Genomic DNA, 17,011 nt, shown 5'->3' on the forward strand with positions numbered 1-17,011 from the left:
GTCAGACCAGCTTTCCCTCCTGCAACTCCAGCATTTCCGGCGCCAGCGCGGCGCGGAACGCGGGGTTGTGGCTGACCAAGAGAATGGCTTGCGGCAGGCCTTGCAGGATTTCCAGCAGGCGCGCTTCGTTTTTGGTGTCGAGCGCGTTGGTTGGCTCATCCAGAAGGAGCGCTTCGGGCTCCATGGCGAGTACAGTGGCGAGGGTCACGAGACGCTTTTCGCCGCCTGAGAGCTTATGGGTGATGCGGTCGCGCAGGTGCATCAGGTTCAGGTCGGTGAGCACCTTGTCGACAATCGCCAAGGCCTCACCTTTGGTGCGGCCCAAATTGAGCGGGCCAAAAGCGATGTCCTCCGCCACGGTGGGGCAAAACAGCTGATCGTCCGGGTCCTGAAACACCAGGCCAATTCGGCGGCGGACCTCGTGGAAATCCGCCTCCACCCGGCGCTCTGTGCCAAAGATGGTAACGGTGCCAGCGGTAGGGAGCTGTAGACCCAGCGCAATGCGCAACAGGGTCGACTTGCCTGCGCCATTAGGACCTGCAATCGACAGACGCTGCCCCGCCGTGAGCTGTACCGACGCCCCATCCAGCACCGGAGGCTGCCCAGGGTAGGCAAAGTGGATGTTTTCCAGTGCGAGGATCGTCATAGAAAGTCCAGAAACAGCAAGCCGACACAGACCCCACCAAGAAGGGTTGCGAACAAGTGATCACGGCGGATCATGCGAAACTCTTGTAGCAAGATTAGCTGACCTGAAAAGCCCCGGCATTTCATCGCGCCCAGAATGCGCTCGGAACGTTCGATCGCGCGCACAAGCATCATGCCCACAAGATAACCGAAGCTGCGGTAGGTGTGCCAATTGGTGCCCGGCCGGAAGCCGCGGATTTTCATGGCCCCACGCAGGCGGAGGTATTCTTCGCGCAGCACTTCGATGTAGCGGATGGTGAACATCAACAGATGCACCAGCACTTCGGGGCAGCGCAGCTTGTGCAAGGCGTGACCCAATGTGACCGGCTCCATGGTGCCGACCAGCACCATGAGCGTGAGGATCACCGCATTGGCGGTCAGGCCGATCTCGATGGCCTTCCACAGCCCTTGCCAACTGGCGGGGAAGCCAAAGACGGAGAACATCGGGTCGCCCGGCATGGTGAAGGGCAAAAGCACCAGCATAAAGATGATGAAGCTGTCCATCATCGCCATACGTTTGAGCGTGCGACGGATGGGCAGGCGCGACATCATCAACAGCGAAATGGCGGTGGCGAGCGCGGCAATCAGCGCTGGGATCGTGGTCAGCGCGACGGTGGTGATGGCAAAGACACAGGCCAGAACGACACGCACACGCGGGTCGAGATCGCCGATCACCCCATAGGGCGCATCGCTGCCCGCCTCGGCCAGGGTTTTGGCCTTGGGTTCCAGCGCGTGCGCCATCAGGCGGCCATCTTCCGACGGGCGGCGAGGTAGAAGCCAAATCCAAACAGGCCCACGATATAACCGATCCCCCCCAGGATGCTCTGCATGTCGTTTTTCTCACGATAGGCGGCAATCTCGCGGCGGAGTGGGCGGATTTCATCGCGCACCGCCTTGGCGATAACCTGACGCTCCTCATCAGACAGAGAAGCAACGGTGACAACATTTGCACCTTCGACTGGTCCGTCAGAAGCGGCCACCGGCGTATCTACGATCTCTGCGGCCACGCCCATGATGTCGGCCACCTCTTCGGCAAGCATGACAACTTTGGCCACATGCCCCGCGCCCATGTCGGCGGTGAAGGTATGCGCCACGGGGCTAGTGGGGGTGTAAAGAAAAAACCCGTCTTCATCGGTCACGGTGCGGCCCAGCTCGGAGCCATCGGGGCCAAACACAATGACCTCCTGCCCGACAGCCATGTCTCCATTGGAGAAGCCAAGCTCTCCCTCGATGGCGTCACCTGCCGGGAACACGCCGGCAATGACCTTATGCGCCAGCACGGGAAGCGGCGCGCAGATCAGGCTGACAATCAGGATCAGCTGTTTCACGCGGAGGATCCTTTCAAAAACAACTCCGGTTTGACCTTACGCGCCAAAAGCACAGCAAAGCCAGTGAGCACAGCTTCAATCACCATGACCGGAATATGGGCAAAGAACACCAGCTTGGCAGCAGGCAAAAACTCATCGCCAGTCAACGCAAGGGACACGGCCACAAAGAGGGTTGTGGCGGCAATGGCAAAGGCCCCGCCAAGGCCGCCCCAGATCGCCCCCTGCACAGGAGAACCGCGGCCAATCAAACGACCAAAGATCATCCAGGCCAGAACTGCGGGCATGGCAATGTTGAAGGTGTTCACGCCCAGCACGGTCAGTCCACCGAAGCCGAAGAACACCGCTTGCAGAAGCAATCCGACAAACAGCGCCGGAAAGGCGGCCCAGCCGAGCAGAAGCCCGGCCAGACCGTTCAGAATCAAATGCACAGAAGACGGGCCAATCGGCACATGGATCAGCGAGGCGACAAAGAAGCTGGCCGACAACACCCCAGCGGTTGGGATGCGGTCGATGTCCAGCGACTTGAGGCCCATGGCGATCCCGCCTGCGGCGGCAACTGCGCCACCGATCACAACAGGGTTGGACAAGGCTCCGTCAACGATGTGCATATGGGGTTACTCCAGATCCCAGGCGCGGATCCAGATAACCGCGTCTTGGCTAAGCTCTTTGCCTTCATGCTCTGTGGCTGGGCCAGACCCCAGTGCGGCAAAGCCCCAGTAGCCAGCCTTTGGCACACCAAAGGTGAAGTAGCCATTGTCGTCAGAAATCGCGACAATCGCACCACCAGGCAGTGGAGACACGGTGGTGGCCTTCGCGCCGGTGCCCGACAGGTCAGGCTCTGCCGCCATGTATTCGATCTCGATCTCCGCACCGGCAACCGGCTTGCCTTCGCTCAGCACGCGGCCGGTGAAAGTGCCGCCTGCGATCACGTTGTAGGGTTTGTTCAGCGGCAGGATCTCGGTGGCCAGACCCTGTGGCCGATCCCAATCGGTGGGCAGCTCGTTGCGGTTCAGATAGGCCTTGGTGATCTGCTGGATGTAGATGTCCTCGGACTCTTCGTAATACGGCGCTGGCACGGTCACGAGCACGTAATCACCGGAGCGTTTCACGGGCACCGAGCCCATGAAGGCTTTGGCGCTGTTGTCAGGACCATCAAAGGTGGTCTCTTCCAACGTGTCCAACAGGTCGGTCTTTTCGCCATTGTGGATCACATAGAATTCTTCCGGCTTTTCAAGAGTCATCACGTGACCGGCGTCATGTGGGTGCCAGAAGATCAGCTTCACCGGCACATCGCCGGGACGCTCGATCATTGTGTCTTCGGTGTACTCAAGCAGGAAATGCGCTTGTGCCATAACTGGCAGGGCCAGTGCAGCGGTGGCCGCCAAAAGCAGTTTTTTCACAAAATTAGTCCTTATCACGTCGCGCCTTCCCCGGCGCATTGGTCCTTGTGACTTGGAATGGCTTGGAACCGGATATCGCGCGCGACACACAGATCCAGCGCACACCCCGTCGCCGTTGATGAGCCCCCTTCCCAAGGGCACGTGTTCGGCAGGTCTCCTGACTTGCGGGTCAAAACACGAAGCTGGCCTTCCCGGGGTGATCCCAGTGGCATGATCAGCTGTGCTCACCGCCTACAGTTGCGGGGGCAGTTGCAGAATTGGCAGAATTGGCCGCACTGCATTCCCTATTGCTTCCAGAGGATTCCCCCGGAACCGAACATGACGCGTGTGTGCCAGACCACGGGCGGACCGGTCAACAAGGGACTGCGTCTCAGCGTGTACTATTTGCGACAATGCGTGGCGTGGGCTAAGGGAATTTTGGATGTCTGACTTTCCGCGGAGCACGAAACGCCGAAAACTATGGTGCGGGACTTTTGCTTCGCAAGGTGTCTCGTTTTGGCGGTGCATACTGCCACTCAATCGGCAACCCCGCAGTCCCGCTTCAGGATCTCTACGGCCGTTTCCCGAGTTGTTTCAAGCTTGTCGCTGGCCTTTAGAAGGTCGTCATATAGTAACTTCATTATGATGAGGTCCCTTTCAGTTGGTAGAACAAAGTACGGCTCCCCGGATTGCGCCCGCAAATACCGCGGGTCTGAGTAGAGCGTGCCCAAGCCAATCGGGCCGGCTTTGACCCAAGAGTATAGAAAACTTCCTACGTCACACATTGGGAGCAATCTTTTAGATTTTGGTGGGCTTTGCCCCATGCCTCAGAGTAGTCAAGACCCGCATTTTCCCAATCCCCCTTCAAAGCCAGACACTTAATTTCGTCCTTCCGAATGAATTTTTTATAGTCGGCTTTCGCTGTCTGGGTTTTGGGTTTCAGGATTCTTCGAGCCTTGTTGGCAACGACGACTTCGACCCGCATGAAGCCGATATCTTGCATACGAACAGTGTTTTCACTGAGGCGACTTCAAGTCCGGTTATGCCGGATGACCAGATTTGACGAGTACCGAGACCTCGCATCACAGCGCCTAGAATTGCGGGATCGATCCCCGGCACGAATTCACCGACCGTAAGATAGACAAACAAAATACGTTTTCTAATGGGGCTGTAACAGTTTAGCCGCCTACACAAGCCTTTGCATTGTGTGTCCTAAAGAGGAAATTCTCGACAATCCACGTGTCATTAATCGTGTTGAACCTCTCGATAAATGCACATTCTTGTTTATGCGGCGTCTGTGCGGCAACGCTTTCATGTAGCAAAGTGAGGGCAAGAACCGAGATGTGGAGTTTCGCTGAAGGTTTGCAGCTTTCCTTTAGACACTGAGGCCCAAGAGCCTTTTTAGGCAATATGTTGTACGACCCACAAGCTTCAATCCCCGCTGTGTCCGTCATGTTATGAGTCTGAAGCTGTGAGGCGTTAAAGCCATTGGTCATTTGGACCAATTTTGGTCTTACCGGGGTGTTTGATTTTATTTGATGACCTGGTTGCGGGAGCAGGATTTGAACCTGCGACCTTCAGGTTATGAGCCTGACGAGCTACCGGGCTGCTCCATCCCGCGACAGTTTGGTTGGCCTACCGCCGGTAGGGCTACTTGAGGCCGGTTTGATCTCTTTCCGGTTGGGTTTGAGATCTGTCGCCCTTCAGGACGTTTTGATTGTTCTGAAGGTATTCTTTTTTTTTTCATCGTAGAGAGATACTGAGGTCGTTTGTTAGGTTTGGCGATGACCTACTCTCCCACACCTTAAGATGCAGTACCATCGGCGCTACGGTGCTTAACGGCCGGGTTCGGGATGGGACCGGGTGTTTCACTCGCGCTATGATCACCAAACCGAACAAACGGCCTCATACTCATTTGCGCTACCGCCCGGAGGGCTACTTGAGCGCGAGAGTTGGTGTCCAAGTCATTTCACTGATTGTGTAGTGTGTATGCTTTTGATTTCCAGTCTTACTTTTACTGGATCAAATCAAGCCTATCGGACCATTAGTACCAGTCAACTGAATGCGTTACCGCACTTACATCTCTGGCCTATCGACGAGGTGGTCTACCTCGGTCCTCAGGGATACCTTGTTTTGAGGGGGGCTTCCCGCTTAGATGCCTTCAGCGGTTATCCTGTCCGATCATAGCTACCCTGCACTGCTGCTGGCGCAACAACAGGTCCACCAGTGGATCGTTCACCCCGGTCCTCTCGTACTAGGGGCAACTCCTCTCAAGTATCCTACACCCACGGCAGATAGGGACCGAACTGTCTCACGACGTTCTAAACCCAGCTCACGTACCTCTTTAAACGGCGAACAGCCGTACCCTTGGGACCTGCTCCAGCCCCAGGATGAGATGAGCCGACATCGAGGTGCCAAACACTGCCGTCGATATGGACTCTTGGGCAGTATCAGCCTGTTATCCCCGGCGTACCTTTTATCCGTTGAGCGATGGCCCTTCCACTCGGGACCACCGGATCACTATGGCCGTCTTTCGACTCTGCTCGACTTGTCAGTCTCGCAGTCAGGCTGGCTTCTGCCATTGCACTCAACGAGCGATTTCCGACCGCTCTGAGCCAACCTTCGCGCGCCTCCGTTACGCTTTAGGAGGCGACCGCCCCAGTCAAACTACCCGCCACACAGGGTCCCGGATCCGGATAACGGACCGCGGTTAGACATCAAGCGATGCAAGGGTGGTATCTCAAGGGAGGCTCCACCGACACTGGCGTGTCGGTTTCAAAGCCCACCACCTATCCTGCACATGCATGGCCTGATGCCAGTGTGAAGCTGTAGTAAAGGTGCACGGGGTCTTTCCGTCTAACCGCGGGAAGCCTGCATCTTGACAGGCAATTCAATTTCGCTGAGTCGATGTTGGAGACAGCGGGGAAGTCGTTACGCCATTCGTGCAGGTCGGAACTTACCCGACAAGGAATTTCGCTACCTTAGGACCGTTATAGTTACGGCCGCCGTTTACCTGGGCTTCAATTCGGAGCTCTCACCCCTCCTTTTAACCTTCAGGCACCGGGCAGGCGTCAGACCCTATACGTCGTCTTGCGACTTCGCAGAGCCCTGTGTTTTTAGTAAACAGTCGCCACCCCCTGGTTTGTGCCCCCAGCCAATACTTGCGTAGAAACTGGGCCTCCTTCTCGCGAACTTACGGAGGTATTTTGCCGAGTTCCTTCAACATCGTTCTCTCAAGCGCCTTGGTATGCTCTACCAGTCCACCTGTGTTGGTTTAGGGTACGGTCTCATGGAGGGCTATTTCCAGGAACTGATCAGCAGCCCATTCAATCCGATAAGAATGAACTACCTTCACAATCCGTCACATCCTCCTGGCCTAGGAATATTAACCTAGTTCCCATCGCCTACGGCTTTCGCCCTCGGCTTAGGGGCCGGCTTACCCTGCTCAGATTAGCTTTAAGCAGGAACCCTTGGACTTTCGGCGAGAGTGTCTCTCACACTCTTTGTCGCTACTCATGTCATCATTCTCACTAGTGATCTCTCCACGGGATCGCTCACGCGCCCGCTTCATCGAAAGCTCCATATCCTCCAAGGCATTCCGAAGAATGCTAAAGAGGATTGGAACTATGTCACACTACGCTCTGCTACCGATGCTTACGCATCCCTAGACTTCGGCTCATGGCTTGAGCCCCGTTACATCTTCGCCGCAGGACAACTTATTTAGACCAGTGAGCTGTTACGCTATCTTTAAAGGATGGCTGCTTCTAAGCCAACCTCCTGGTTGTTTTGGTCGTCCCACCTGCTTTCCCACTTAGCCATGAATTAGGGGCCTTAGTCGTAGGTCAGGGTTGTTTCCCTCTCCACTACGGACGTTAGCATCCGCAGTGTGTCTGCCACATAGTACTCCCGGGTATTCGGAGTTTGGTTAGGATCAGTAAGCCTGTGGGGCCCCATTACCCATCCAGTGCTCTACCCCCCGGGGTATTCGTGTGACGCTCTACCTAAATAGATTTCGCAGAGAACCAGCTATCTCCGAGTTTGATTGGCCTTTCACCCCTAGGCACAGCTCATCCCGATCTTTTTCAACAGATGTGGGTTCGGTCCTCCAGTGCGTGTTACCGCACCTTCAACCTGGCCATGCCTAGATCACTCGGTTTCGGGTCTGATCCATCTAACTCATGCGCCCTATTAAGACTCGCTTTCGCTGCGCCTACACCTAACGGCTTAAGCTTGCTAGATAGACCAAGTCGATGACCCATTATACAAAAGGTACGCTGTCAGCCCTCAAGGGGCCTCCAACTGATTGTAGGCGTTCGGTTTCAGGTACTGTTTCACTCCCCTCGTCGGGGTGCTTTTCACCTTTCCCTCACGGTACTGGTTCGCTATCGGTCAGTAAGGAGTACTTAGCCTTCGAAGGTGGTCCTCCGATCTTCAGACAGAATTTCACGTGTTCCGCCCTACTTAATACATCCTTCAAAGCTTCGAATACGGGGCTGTCACCCACTATGGCCCGTCTTCCCAAACGGTTCTTCTCACTTATCAGGCTTGGCTGGTCCGCGTTCGCTCGCCACTACTAGCGGAGTATCAATTGATTTCCTTTCCTCCGGGTACTTAGATGTTTCAGTTCCCCGGGTTTGCTCTTAAGACCCTATGTATTCAGGTCAAAAGTACCTGGTTCAGTAAGTTATAGGCAGCCCGAAGGCTATTATAACAAACTGTCAGGTGGGTTCCCCCATTCAGAGATCCTGGGATCAAAGCCTATTCTCGGCTCCCCCAAGCTTATCGCAGAGTATCACGTCTTTCATCGCCTCTTACTGCCAAGGCATCCACCAAACGCCCTTCTCGCGCTTGATTTGATCCAGAAAGAGAAAGACTGTTTTGATGTCCTACCGCCCACTAAAATAAATCAGTGCGCTACTTGAGGACTAAGTCATTCGTGATCGTTTGGCTGGCATGCCGCACAATCCTGTTTCTGAACCAAAAGTCATACTTTTCCCGCTCCTTACCCTGGAACCTTCGCTGCCGATGTCGGTCGGCCCCACGAAGAGGATAAGGAACAATGCAAGATCTCTCGATCTTGCGGGTTAGTGTACTTGACTTGGACAACTCTGTTCGTTTCAGCAGGCAGACCCTTGGAAGACCGAGGAAACAGTCTTGATCAAAGGCTCGCGTCACCTCGAAAGGATCGGCACCTAACTGAGATCATCCCCGTACTTAGGGCGATCAAACAGTGTTGATTGTTATTCTCAAAACCGCTCTTTCAAAGAGCCGTCTTGGAACAACTTGTATCTCTCTAAACGATGTCAAAACTTCCGAAGAAGTCGTCATCCAACTGGATGATCAAACACTTATGCAAGTGCTTGATGATCGAGTTGATGTCAGCCGGAGGGACGCTTTCGTGAGCTTTTGCAAGCAAAAGCCACTGTCGCGTGCCTTGCGTGACTGCTGTTGGCCTCACTTCTTTCAGAAGTGAGTTGGTGGGTCGAGGAGGACTTGAACCTCCGACCTCACGCTTATCAGGCGTGCGCTCTAACCACCTGAGCTACCGACCCAAGCGCTTTTGCCAAAGGCAAAACGCGTCGCCCGGTGAGTTGCTTTGCAAAGCAAAGTCAACCGTAAGGGCAGGCCCGTGTGGTTGCTGAGCCCAAATCCTGGTGGAGCCTAGCGGGATCGAACCGCTGACCTCCTGAATGCAAATCAGGCGCTCTCCCAGCTGAGCTAAGGCCCCAAGCTGAACGCTATGATCACGGATGTGATCAAGGTTCGATGTTCCTGAAGAGATATGGGGACGGCCTGGTCCGTTTGATATAGATCGGCAAAGGTACCGATCTGTTGCTAAGTGCATCCACGAGATCAACAAGTTGATCTGCTAGGTGCATCCTTAGAAAGGAGGTGATCCAGCCGCAGGTTCCCCTACGGCTACCTTGTTACGACTTCACCCCAGTCGCTGATCCTACCGTGGTCCGCTGCCTCCTCAGAGAGGTTAGCGCACGGCCGTCGGGTAGAACCAACTCCCATGGTGTGACGGGCGGTGTGTACAAGGCCCGGGAACGTATTCACCGCGTCATGCTGTTACGCGATTACTAGCGATTCCGACTTCATGGGGTCGAGTTGCAGACCCCAATCCGAACTGAGACAGTTTTTGGGGATTAACCCATTGTCACTGCCATTGTAGCACGTGTGTAGCCCAACCCGTAAGGGCCATGAGGACTTGACGTCATCCACACCTTCCTCCCGCTTATCACGGGCAGTTTCCCTAGAGTGCCCAGCCGAACTGCTGGCAACTAAGGATGTGGGTTGCGCTCGTTGCCGGACTTAACCGAACATCTCACGACACGAGCTGACGACAGCCATGCAGCACCTGTCACTAGGTCCCGAAGGAAGGCTCCATCTCTGGAGGTGTCCTAGGATGTCAAGGGTTGGTAAGGTTCTGCGCGTTGCTTCGAATTAAACCACATGCTCCACCGCTTGTGCGGGCCCCCGTCAATTCCTTTGAGTTTTAATCTTGCGACCGTACTCCCCAGGCGGAATGCTTAATCCGTTAGGTGTGTCACCGAATAGCATGCTACCCGACGACTGGCATTCATCGTTTACGGTGTGGACTACCAGGGTATCTAATCCTGTTTGCTCCCCACACTTTCGCACCTCAGCGTCAGTATCGAGCCAGTGAGCCGCCTTCGCCACTGGTGTTCCTCCGAATATCTACGAATTTCACCTCTACACTCGGAATTCCACTCACCTCTCTCGAACTCTAGGTTGCCAGTATTAAAGGCAGTTCCGGGGTTGAGCCCCGGGATTTCACCTCTAACTTAACAACCCGCCTACGCGCGCTTTACGCCCAGTAATTCCGAACAACGCTAACCCCCTCCGTATTACCGCGGCTGCTGGCACGGAGTTAGCCGGGGTTTCTTTACCAGGTACTGTCATTATCATCCCTGGCGAAAGAGCTTTACGACCCTAAGGCCTTCATCACTCACGCGGCATGGCTGGATCAGGCTTGCGCCCATTGTCCAAGATTCCCCACTGCTGCCTCCCGTAGGAGTCTGGGCCGTGTCTCAGTCCCAGTGTTGCTGATCATCCTCTAAAACCAGCTATAGATCGTAGACTTGGTAGGCCGTTACCCCACCAACTATCTAATCTAACGCGGGCCGATCCAAATCCGATAAATCTTTCCCCCGAAGGGCGTATAAGGTATTACTCACCGTTTCCAGTGGCTATTCCTTAGATCTGGGTACGTTCCCACGCGTTACTAACCCGTCCGCCGCTCACTCCGAAGAGTGCGCTCGACTTGCATGTGTTAGGCCTGCCGCCAGCGTTCGTTCTGAGCCAGGATCAAACTCTCAAGTTGAATAGCTGTTACCAGCTAATCCTTGACGTTCGAACCTCTGCACATCTCACCCAGGAGGCTAATCCCGGATGAACTCAAACTGTTCAATGTGCTTCAGTACCAAAGGTACAGAAAGCCACCAAACAGTGAAGCTGTTGTAACTCTATCATCGATCCCTAAAGACCTAAGAGCCGATATGCAGGTGTTTGCTCATCGAAATGAACCAAACCGCCCTCATATCTCTTCAGTGTATTCTCAATGTCAAACAACGTCGGAGCACAAAACCCCAGAGACAAAACCAACCGACCGCGCTACTAACTTACTAGCGCAACCCGCTGATACTGCTCGATATTTCCAGAACTTCCCTTCCTGAAGCAGCGCCTCGCTCCGGTCCGTCCCGCCGTCGTGCGCCTCAGCGCCGCCGGTGAAGGGGGTTCTAAGCATAACACCAAACAGCCGCAAGCGCTTTTTTCATCTTTCCGCAAAAAATCACCAACTTTCTGGAAAAATAAACAATATCAATTACTTACACGAACAGATTTCCGCCAATAACAAAGCTACCTGCCGAAACCAAGGTTAACAAACACATCGCTCCGCCACTTATCCACAGACTCAACCAAAGACTCGCCGCGCAACACCCAACAGCCGCGCCAAAACCAACATCGGTATCGCGTCGGTATCGTGGCTGTTTCGCAGAGGTGCAGAGAAAAGGGCAAAGAGACTGTCGTTTCCAATAGGTGAAGAGAGAGGACGGGCAATCAAGAACTATAGCAACAGAGGGCCTGACAATAGATCGGCGACCTCCTCCAGCCCCGCCTTGCGGCGAGAGGGATAGGGCAAGGTCATCACCAGAGCCTTGCCAGTTGGTACCTCATTCTCTGACACCCGACACAGGGCGCCGGTCTCGATCAATGGCGCAATCAGGCAGCCGTGGGCCATCAACAAACCCGCGCCGGATTTGGCTTCTTCCACGGCCAGTCCATAAAGAGAGTACTTGGGACCCGCCGTTGGATCTCCTACATCCGTTCCCGTACCCTCAGACCAGAGACGCCAATCTTCGGACCAGGTTTGATCATGCAGGAGAGGCGTGTCGGTGAAAGCATGGCTGTCTAACAAAACGGTCGCGCAGACTGGGAATAGGACATCCTCTGCCAGTATCCGTTCTTCTGGGTTCTCTGTCGGATTGTCGATGAACAGTGCGACGTCAAACAGGTCTCGCGTGAGACTGGGCGGGGCCTCCATCGCGGATACCGAGATCTTCAGCTCAGGACGGAGCGTGCGCAGATGGCCCAAGCGCGGCGGCAACCAGAGCTGGGCCACGGATGGCAATGCGGCGATGTGGATTTCGGAGGTTGGACTGAGATTTCGTAGGGTCTGTGTGGCCTTCGCCATTTCGTCAAAGGCCCGCGTGAAAGCCTTAGCCACGTCGCGACCTTCTGCCGTCAACGTCACCCCCTGTGCCTGCCAACGAAACAGAGTGACCTGCGCCCAGGCCTCTACCGCTTTGATGTGTTGCGACACCGCCCCAGGGGTCACCCCCAGCTCCTCCCCCGCCGCGACAAAACTTTGCAAACGGGCGGCAGCCTCAAACGCACGCAGGGCGTTCAAGGGCGGACCTTTGGGGCGGTTGGGCAGAACAGACACGACGTAGCCTTAGTTTTTCTACGCCAAGAAATAGCAAATCTGATTTGCGTTGTCAGGGGAGGCTGTCACTTTGGGATCAAACATAGAGGGGTGAGACATGACATTGGATTTCAGAGACTGGGTGCCGGCGGCAAGTGAAACCCTGGTGCGCGACATTGCCAAAAAGACGGCGGAGACATCGGCGACGGATATTCTGGATCGGATCGAGGGCCTCGCTGCCAAAAACCGCGACATTCATGAGCGGGAGTGTTTCAACCTCAACCCCGCCACCAATGTGATGAACCCACGGGCCGAGGCGCTTTTGGCCTCCGGCATCGGGTCGCGCCCGTCGTTGGGTTACCCCGGCGACAAATACGAAATGGGGCTCGAGGCGATTGAAGAGATTGAGGTGATTGCCGCGGAACTGGCCGCCGAGGTGTTTGACGCCAAGTTTGCCGAGATCCGCGTGCCGTCAGGCGCGATTGCCAATCTCTATGGGTTTATGGCGACCTGCGAACCAGGCGACACAATCATTGCGCCGCCCGCAACGATTGGCGGGCACGTGACTCATCATGTGGCCGGCTGCGCCGGACTGTTTGGACTGCGCACGGTGATGGCCCCGACGGATGCGGATGGCTACACGGTGGATTTGGACGCATTGCGGGCGCTTGTGTTGAAGGAGCAGCCGAAGCTGATCACCATTGGCGGCAGCCTGAACCTGTTTGAACATCCGGTGAAAGAAGTGCGCGCGATTGCTGATGAGGTGGGTGCCAAGGTGATGTTTGATGCGGCCCACCAATGCGGGATCATAGCAGGCAAGGCCTGGCGGAACCCGCTGACCGAAGGGGCGCATTTTATGACCATGAGCACCTACAAGAGCCTTGGCGGCCCTGCAGGTGGATTGATTGTCAGCAATGATGCGGAGATCGCCAAGGCGCTGGACGCGATTGCCTTCCCCGGCATGACGGCCAATTTTGATGCGGCCAAGTCGGCGGCGCTGGCAGTGACGATGCTGGACTGGCGCAGTTTTGGAGCGGCTTATGCGCAGGAGATGATTGCCATGGCGCAGGCTTTGGCGGCGGCGTTGGACGCCAAGGGCGTGCCGGTGTTTGCGGGACGCAACGGTCACACGCAGTCCCATCAGTTTGCGGTTCTGGCGGAAAGCTAAGGCGGCGGACAGGCAGCGTCCAAAGTTTTGCGTAAGGCGGGGTTCCTGGCCTGTGGCATTGGACTGCCTGTCGCCGAGGTCGCGGGCGACATGAACGGGCTGCGCATTGGCACGCCGGAATTGGTGCGCTGGGGTATCACAGCGGCGGATGCCGACCGTTTGGCCGGATTGATTGCTGCGGGTTTGGCTGGTGACGATGTGGCCGCAGAGGTCAGCGCCTGGCGGCAGCGTTTTGACACGGTCCAGTTTGTGCACAGCTAAAGAAAGAGGGCGGCGCGAGCGTGGGGCTCACGCCGCCTGACGGTTCGCCGGCGGCGCGGCGCGTTTCTTCGGCAGCTTGCGCATTGCGATCAAGCCAATGACCAGCGCGAGATAGATGTAAGGCTCATATTCAAAGCCCTTGGTCTGCATGATGTAATGCACCCCCCCCAGCGCCACGGCGAGATAGGTTGCTTTGTGCAGCTTACGCCAGCGCGGGCCAAGCTTGCGGATCGACAGGTTGTTGGACGTAATCGCCAGCGGCAGCAGGATCAGCAAAGAAACCATGCCGACAATGATGTAGGGGCGTTTGATGAGGTCGGCTTTGACTTGGCTGAGGATCTGCACATCCAGCACCATCCAGACAAGGAAGTGCAGCAGGATGTAGAAAAAGGCGATCACACCCAGCGCCCGGCGCCAGCTCAGGAAGTTGAGCTTGGTGAAGCGGCGCAGAGGGGTAACCAGCAGGATCGCGATCAACACTTGCAAGCCAACTTTGCCCAGCGCGTGCTCCATCGCCTTGACTGGGTCAACACCCAAGCCGCCGGTGAAGCCCGCATAGAGCAGCCAAGTCGGATAGGCCGCCCCAATCAGATAGAGCAGCCAGCTGGGCGTTTTGCGCACAAGAGTGTTTATGGTGTCGATCATGGATTTCAGTAGTTTTTGCGCAGGTCCATGCCTTCGTAAAGGCTGGCGACCTCTTTCTCATAGCCGTTGAACATCAGGGTTAGGATGCGTTTGGCAAAGAAGCCACCGCCAATGGGACGCTCGGAGGCTTGGGACCAACGAGGGTGGTCCACCTCTGGGTTTACGTTGGAGTAGAAGCCATATTCACCGGGGATGGATTTGTTCCAGCTGGTGGGCGGCTCTTTGTCGGTCAGCGTGATGCGCACGATGGATTTGATCGATTTGAAGCCGTATTTCCACGGCACCACCAGACGGATCGGCGCGCCGTTTTGTTTGGGCATGTCTTTGCCGTAGATGCCTGTCGCCATCAGTGTGAGCGGGTGGTTGGCCTCATCCAGGCGCAGGCCTTCGACGTAGGGCCAATCCAGGAAAGGCGAGTTCTGGCCAATCATTTCTTTGGGGCGGTAGAGCGTTTCGAAGGCCACGTATTTGGCGGAGGATTTCACGCCCGCGAGGTCCAGCAGGTCTTTCAGCTCAAAGCCGTTCCATGGCACCACCATCGACCAGGCTTCAACACAGCGGAAGCGGTAGATGCGCTCCTCAATGGTCATTTTGGAGAGGATGTCTTCGAGCGCGTAGTCGCCGGGGCGGTCGACCAGACCGTCGATCTTGATGCTCCAAGGCTTGGTGGTCAGGCGGTGGGCGTGTTTGGCGGGGTCTTCCTTGCCGGTGCCGAACTCATAGAAGTTGTTGTACTGGGTGATGACGTCAAAATCTGTGGGGGTAAGATCGGTGGCTGCGTGTGCTTTGGGCGCAAAGGCTGCGAGGCCGAGACCTGCCATACCGGCCATGACCTGGCGGCGGTTCAGATAGGCGGACTTGGGGGTCACGTCGTCAAGTGTGAGGTCATTGGTCCAGCGGTGCGCCATGTGGGGTCTCTCCTATTGCGTTGAGAGTCTGATAGCGCAGGTGTTGGGACCCACGCCACACAAGCATGGTCACGATGGTGTGGGGCGATTGTAACGTTTGGCGCGTTTGAGATGTGTTGGAAGTGGGGGCCAGCCCCCACACCCCCGGGATATTTGAAGACTGAGAAGACAGAGGGGCTACATGGCACCGGGCCGGGGGAAGACCTCGTTCATTGGCACGGAGCGGCCGTTGGGTTGCACCAGTCGCACATGGCGGCGGCGCAGTTTGCGGGGCTCGGACACGCCGACGGAATGAGCGATGACTTCAACCTCTTTCACCAACGCCTGGGCATAGCGCGCCACGCGCGGGGCTTTGCGGTCCACAACCAGACCCTTCTGGAAACGTGGGTCATGGGTGGTGATGCCGGTGGGGCAGGTATTTTTGTTGCACTTGAGCGCCTGAATGCAGCCCAGCGCAAACATGAAGCCACGGGCGGAGACCACGAAGTCTGCGCCTGCCGCGAGCGCCCAGGCGATGTCGCCGGGATTGACCAGCTTGCCCGAGGCGATCAGGCGGATGCGGTCGTGCAATTCGAACTCATCGCGCAGATCCGCCACCAGAGGCAGCGCCTCGCGCACAGGCATACCCACCAAGTCCATCAACGGCATGGGCGCGGCGCCAGTGCCGCCTTCGCCGCCATCGATGGTGATGAAATCCGGGGCCATGTCGGCACCACGCCGGGCGATGGTTTCAAAGAACTCGCGCATGGTGAGTTCCGCGCCAACCACGGTTTTGATCCCCACCGGCTTGCCGGTGACCTCGCGGATGTGGGCGAGGAAATCCAGCAGATGGTCAAAGTTATCGATCTCTCGGTGGCGGTTGGGGGAGATGCCATCCTGCCCGACCTGAAGCCCACGGATTTTGGCGATCTCTTCGGTGACCTTTTCGCCCGGAAGGATGCCGCCTTTGCCAGGCTTGGCGCCCTGGGCCATTTTCACTTCGAACATGCGAATGTTTTTGTGACTGGCGATCTCACGAAGTTTGGCGTCATCCAGCCCCCCTTCCGCATTGCGCACGCCAAATTTAGCGGTGCCAATTTGATAGACCAGATCGCAGCCGCCTTCGTAGTGAAACGGGCTGACGCCACCTTCGCCGGTGTTGAGCCAGATGCCTGCCGCCGCAGCCCCATGGCTGAGCGCCTGCACTGCTGGCTTAGACAACGCGCCGTAACTCATGCCGGAGATATTGAAGAAGGACGGCGCAAGGTATGGCGTGCGGGCGGTGGGGCCAATCAGCAGCGGCTCTGACTTGGCATATTCATCGTCCAGCGGCGGGAACGGATCGTTCACAAAAATCGGCGTGCCCGGCACGTTGAGATTGCGGGTGGAGCCAAAGGCGATGGTGTTGGATTTGCCCTCCCCTGCCCGGCCAACCCACTCGCGTTGGGCACGGTTGAACGGCAGTTCCTCGCGGTCCATGGCAAAGAAATACTGCCGGAAGAACTCGCCCAGCTCCGAGAAGATATGGCGGAAGCGGCCAATCACAGGATAGTTGCGCCGGATGGCGTCGCCGGTCTGGTTGCGGTCGACAATGAAGAGGATGATCGCCGCCACAACCAGAAGCGCGAAGATCAGCACAAAGGTCAGGCCGAGAAATTCCACCACATCAAAGGCTGTTTCCATTGTGCTTTCCATGACTGGCTCCCTTC

General features: G+C 56.4%; 9 protein-coding genes, 3 tRNA genes, 3 rRNA genes, 1 pseudogene and 1 riboswitch. Of the genes and pseudogenes, 1 reads left to right on the forward strand and 15 read right to left on the reverse strand.

All coding sequences use genetic code 11. The features are described from left to right. Position 1: 1 nt before the first annotated feature. The 12 genes from SIB38_RS01725 to SIB38_RS01780 form a co-directional block, all read right to left on the reverse strand. Positions 2-646: an energy-coupling factor ABC transporter ATP-binding protein gene (locus SIB38_RS01725; protein ID WP_294117161.1), complete on the reverse strand. Its 645-nt coding sequence runs from the start codon at positions 644-646 to the stop codon at positions 2-4. Further along, the gene (gene cbiQ, locus SIB38_RS01730; protein ID WP_294117162.1) at positions 643-1,425 is read right to left on the reverse strand and encodes a cobalt ECF transporter T component CbiQ; all 783 of its coding nucleotides are present in this window, start codon (positions 1,423-1,425) and stop codon (positions 643-645) included. The genes SIB38_RS01725 and cbiQ overlap by 4 nt, the downstream gene beginning before the upstream one ends. Then, on the reverse strand, positions 1,425-2,012 hold the full coding sequence (locus SIB38_RS01735; protein ID WP_294117164.1) for a cobalt ABC transporter permease: 588 nt from the start codon (positions 2,010-2,012) through the stop codon (positions 1,425-1,427). Before SIB38_RS01735 ends, cbiQ begins: the two co-directional genes overlap by 1 nt. Beyond that, positions 2,009-2,620 carry a cobalt transporter CbiM gene (gene cbiM, locus SIB38_RS01740; protein WP_294117166.1) on the reverse strand — a complete coding sequence of 204 codons (612 nt, stop codon included), beginning with the start codon at positions 2,618-2,620 and terminating at the stop codon, positions 2,009-2,011. Before cbiM ends, SIB38_RS01735 begins: the two co-directional genes overlap by 4 nt. A 6-nt stretch (positions 2,621-2,626) precedes the next feature. Beyond that, positions 2,627-3,412 carry a DUF4198 domain-containing protein gene (locus SIB38_RS01745; protein WP_294117167.1) on the reverse strand — a complete coding sequence of 262 codons (786 nt, stop codon included), beginning with the start codon at positions 3,410-3,412 and terminating at the stop codon, positions 2,627-2,629. A 129-nt stretch (positions 3,413-3,541) separates the two neighbouring features. Beyond that, positions 3,542-3,744, reverse strand: a riboswitch (cobalamin riboswitch). A gap of 1,191 nt (positions 3,745-4,935) precedes the next feature. Further along, a tRNA-Met gene (locus tag SIB38_RS01750) sits at positions 4,936-5,012 on the reverse strand. Between the two features lie 155 nt (positions 5,013-5,167). Beyond that, positions 5,168-5,282 (reverse strand): 5S ribosomal RNA (gene rrf, locus SIB38_RS01755). Between the two features lie 132 nt (positions 5,283-5,414). Further along, positions 5,415-8,245 (reverse strand): 23S ribosomal RNA (locus SIB38_RS01760). 621 nt (positions 8,246-8,866) lie between these two features. Next, a tRNA-Ile gene (locus tag SIB38_RS01765) sits at positions 8,867-8,943 on the reverse strand. 100 nt (positions 8,944-9,043) lie between these two features. Next, positions 9,044-9,119 (reverse strand) — tRNA-Ala (locus tag SIB38_RS01770). Positions 9,120-9,276: 157 nt separating this feature from the next. Further along, a 16S ribosomal RNA gene (locus tag SIB38_RS01775) occupies positions 9,277-10,739 on the reverse strand. Together the 16S, 23S and 5S rRNA genes with 3 tRNA genes alongside form the textbook arrangement of a ribosomal RNA operon. 744 nt (positions 10,740-11,483) lie before the next feature. After that, positions 11,484-12,362 (reverse strand): LysR family transcriptional regulator, encoded by an 879-nt coding sequence (locus SIB38_RS01780; RefSeq protein ID WP_412551216.1) that lies wholly within the window; start codon positions 12,360-12,362, stop codon positions 11,484-11,486. A 97-nt stretch (positions 12,363-12,459) separates the two neighbouring features. Between SIB38_RS01780 and glyA the strand changes: the two are divergent. Further along, positions 12,460-13,770, forward strand: a pseudogene (glyA, locus tag SIB38_RS01785) (serine hydroxymethyltransferase). Positions 13,771-13,797: 27 nt separating this feature from the next. Here glyA and msrQ read toward each other — a convergent pair. The 3 genes from msrQ to SIB38_RS01800 form a co-directional block, all read right to left on the reverse strand. Then, positions 13,798-14,415, reverse strand: a complete 618-nt coding sequence (gene msrQ, locus SIB38_RS01790; protein ID WP_294115780.1) for a protein-methionine-sulfoxide reductase heme-binding subunit MsrQ — start codon at positions 14,413-14,415, stop codon at positions 13,798-13,800. Positions 14,416-14,420: 5 nt separating this feature from the next. Continuing rightward, the gene (gene msrP, locus SIB38_RS01795; RefSeq protein WP_294115778.1) at positions 14,421-15,323 is read right to left on the reverse strand and encodes a protein-methionine-sulfoxide reductase catalytic subunit MsrP; all 903 of its coding nucleotides are present in this window, start codon (positions 15,321-15,323) and stop codon (positions 14,421-14,423) included. 177 nt (positions 15,324-15,500) lie between these two features. Next, positions 15,501-16,997: an FMN-binding glutamate synthase family protein gene (locus SIB38_RS01800; RefSeq protein ID WP_412551217.1), complete on the reverse strand. Its 1,497-nt coding sequence runs from the start codon at positions 16,995-16,997 to the stop codon at positions 15,501-15,503. Positions 16,998-17,011: the final 14 nt, after the last annotated feature.

The sequence above is a fragment of the Shimia sp. MIT910701 genome (genome assembly GCF_047126315.1).
Taxonomy (GTDB): Bacteria; Pseudomonadota; Alphaproteobacteria; order Rhodobacterales; family Rhodobacteraceae; genus Shimia.

Bases quoted from the DNA above. Each gene is read 5' to 3' on its own strand.
- cbiM (WP_294117166.1), bottom strand. From the start codon at position 2,620: ATGCACATCGTTGACGGAGCCTTGTCCAACCCTGTTGTGATCGGTGGC.
- cbiQ (WP_294117162.1), bottom strand. From the start codon at position 1,425: ATGGCGCACGCGCTGGAACCCAAGGCCAAAACCCTGGCCGAGGCGGGC.
- SIB38_RS01800 (WP_412551217.1), bottom strand. From the start codon at position 16,997: ATGGAAAGCACAATGGAAACAGCCTTTGATGTGGTGGAATTTCTCGGC.
- msrQ (WP_294115780.1), bottom strand. From the start codon at position 14,415: ATGATCGACACCATAAACACTCTTGTGCGCAAAACGCCCAGCTGGCTG.
- msrP (WP_294115778.1), bottom strand. From the start codon at position 15,323: ATGGCGCACCGCTGGACCAATGACCTCACACTTGACGACGTGACCCCC.
- SIB38_RS01725 (WP_294117161.1), bottom strand. From the start codon at position 646: ATGACGATCCTCGCACTGGAAAACATCCACTTTGCCTACCCTGGGCAG.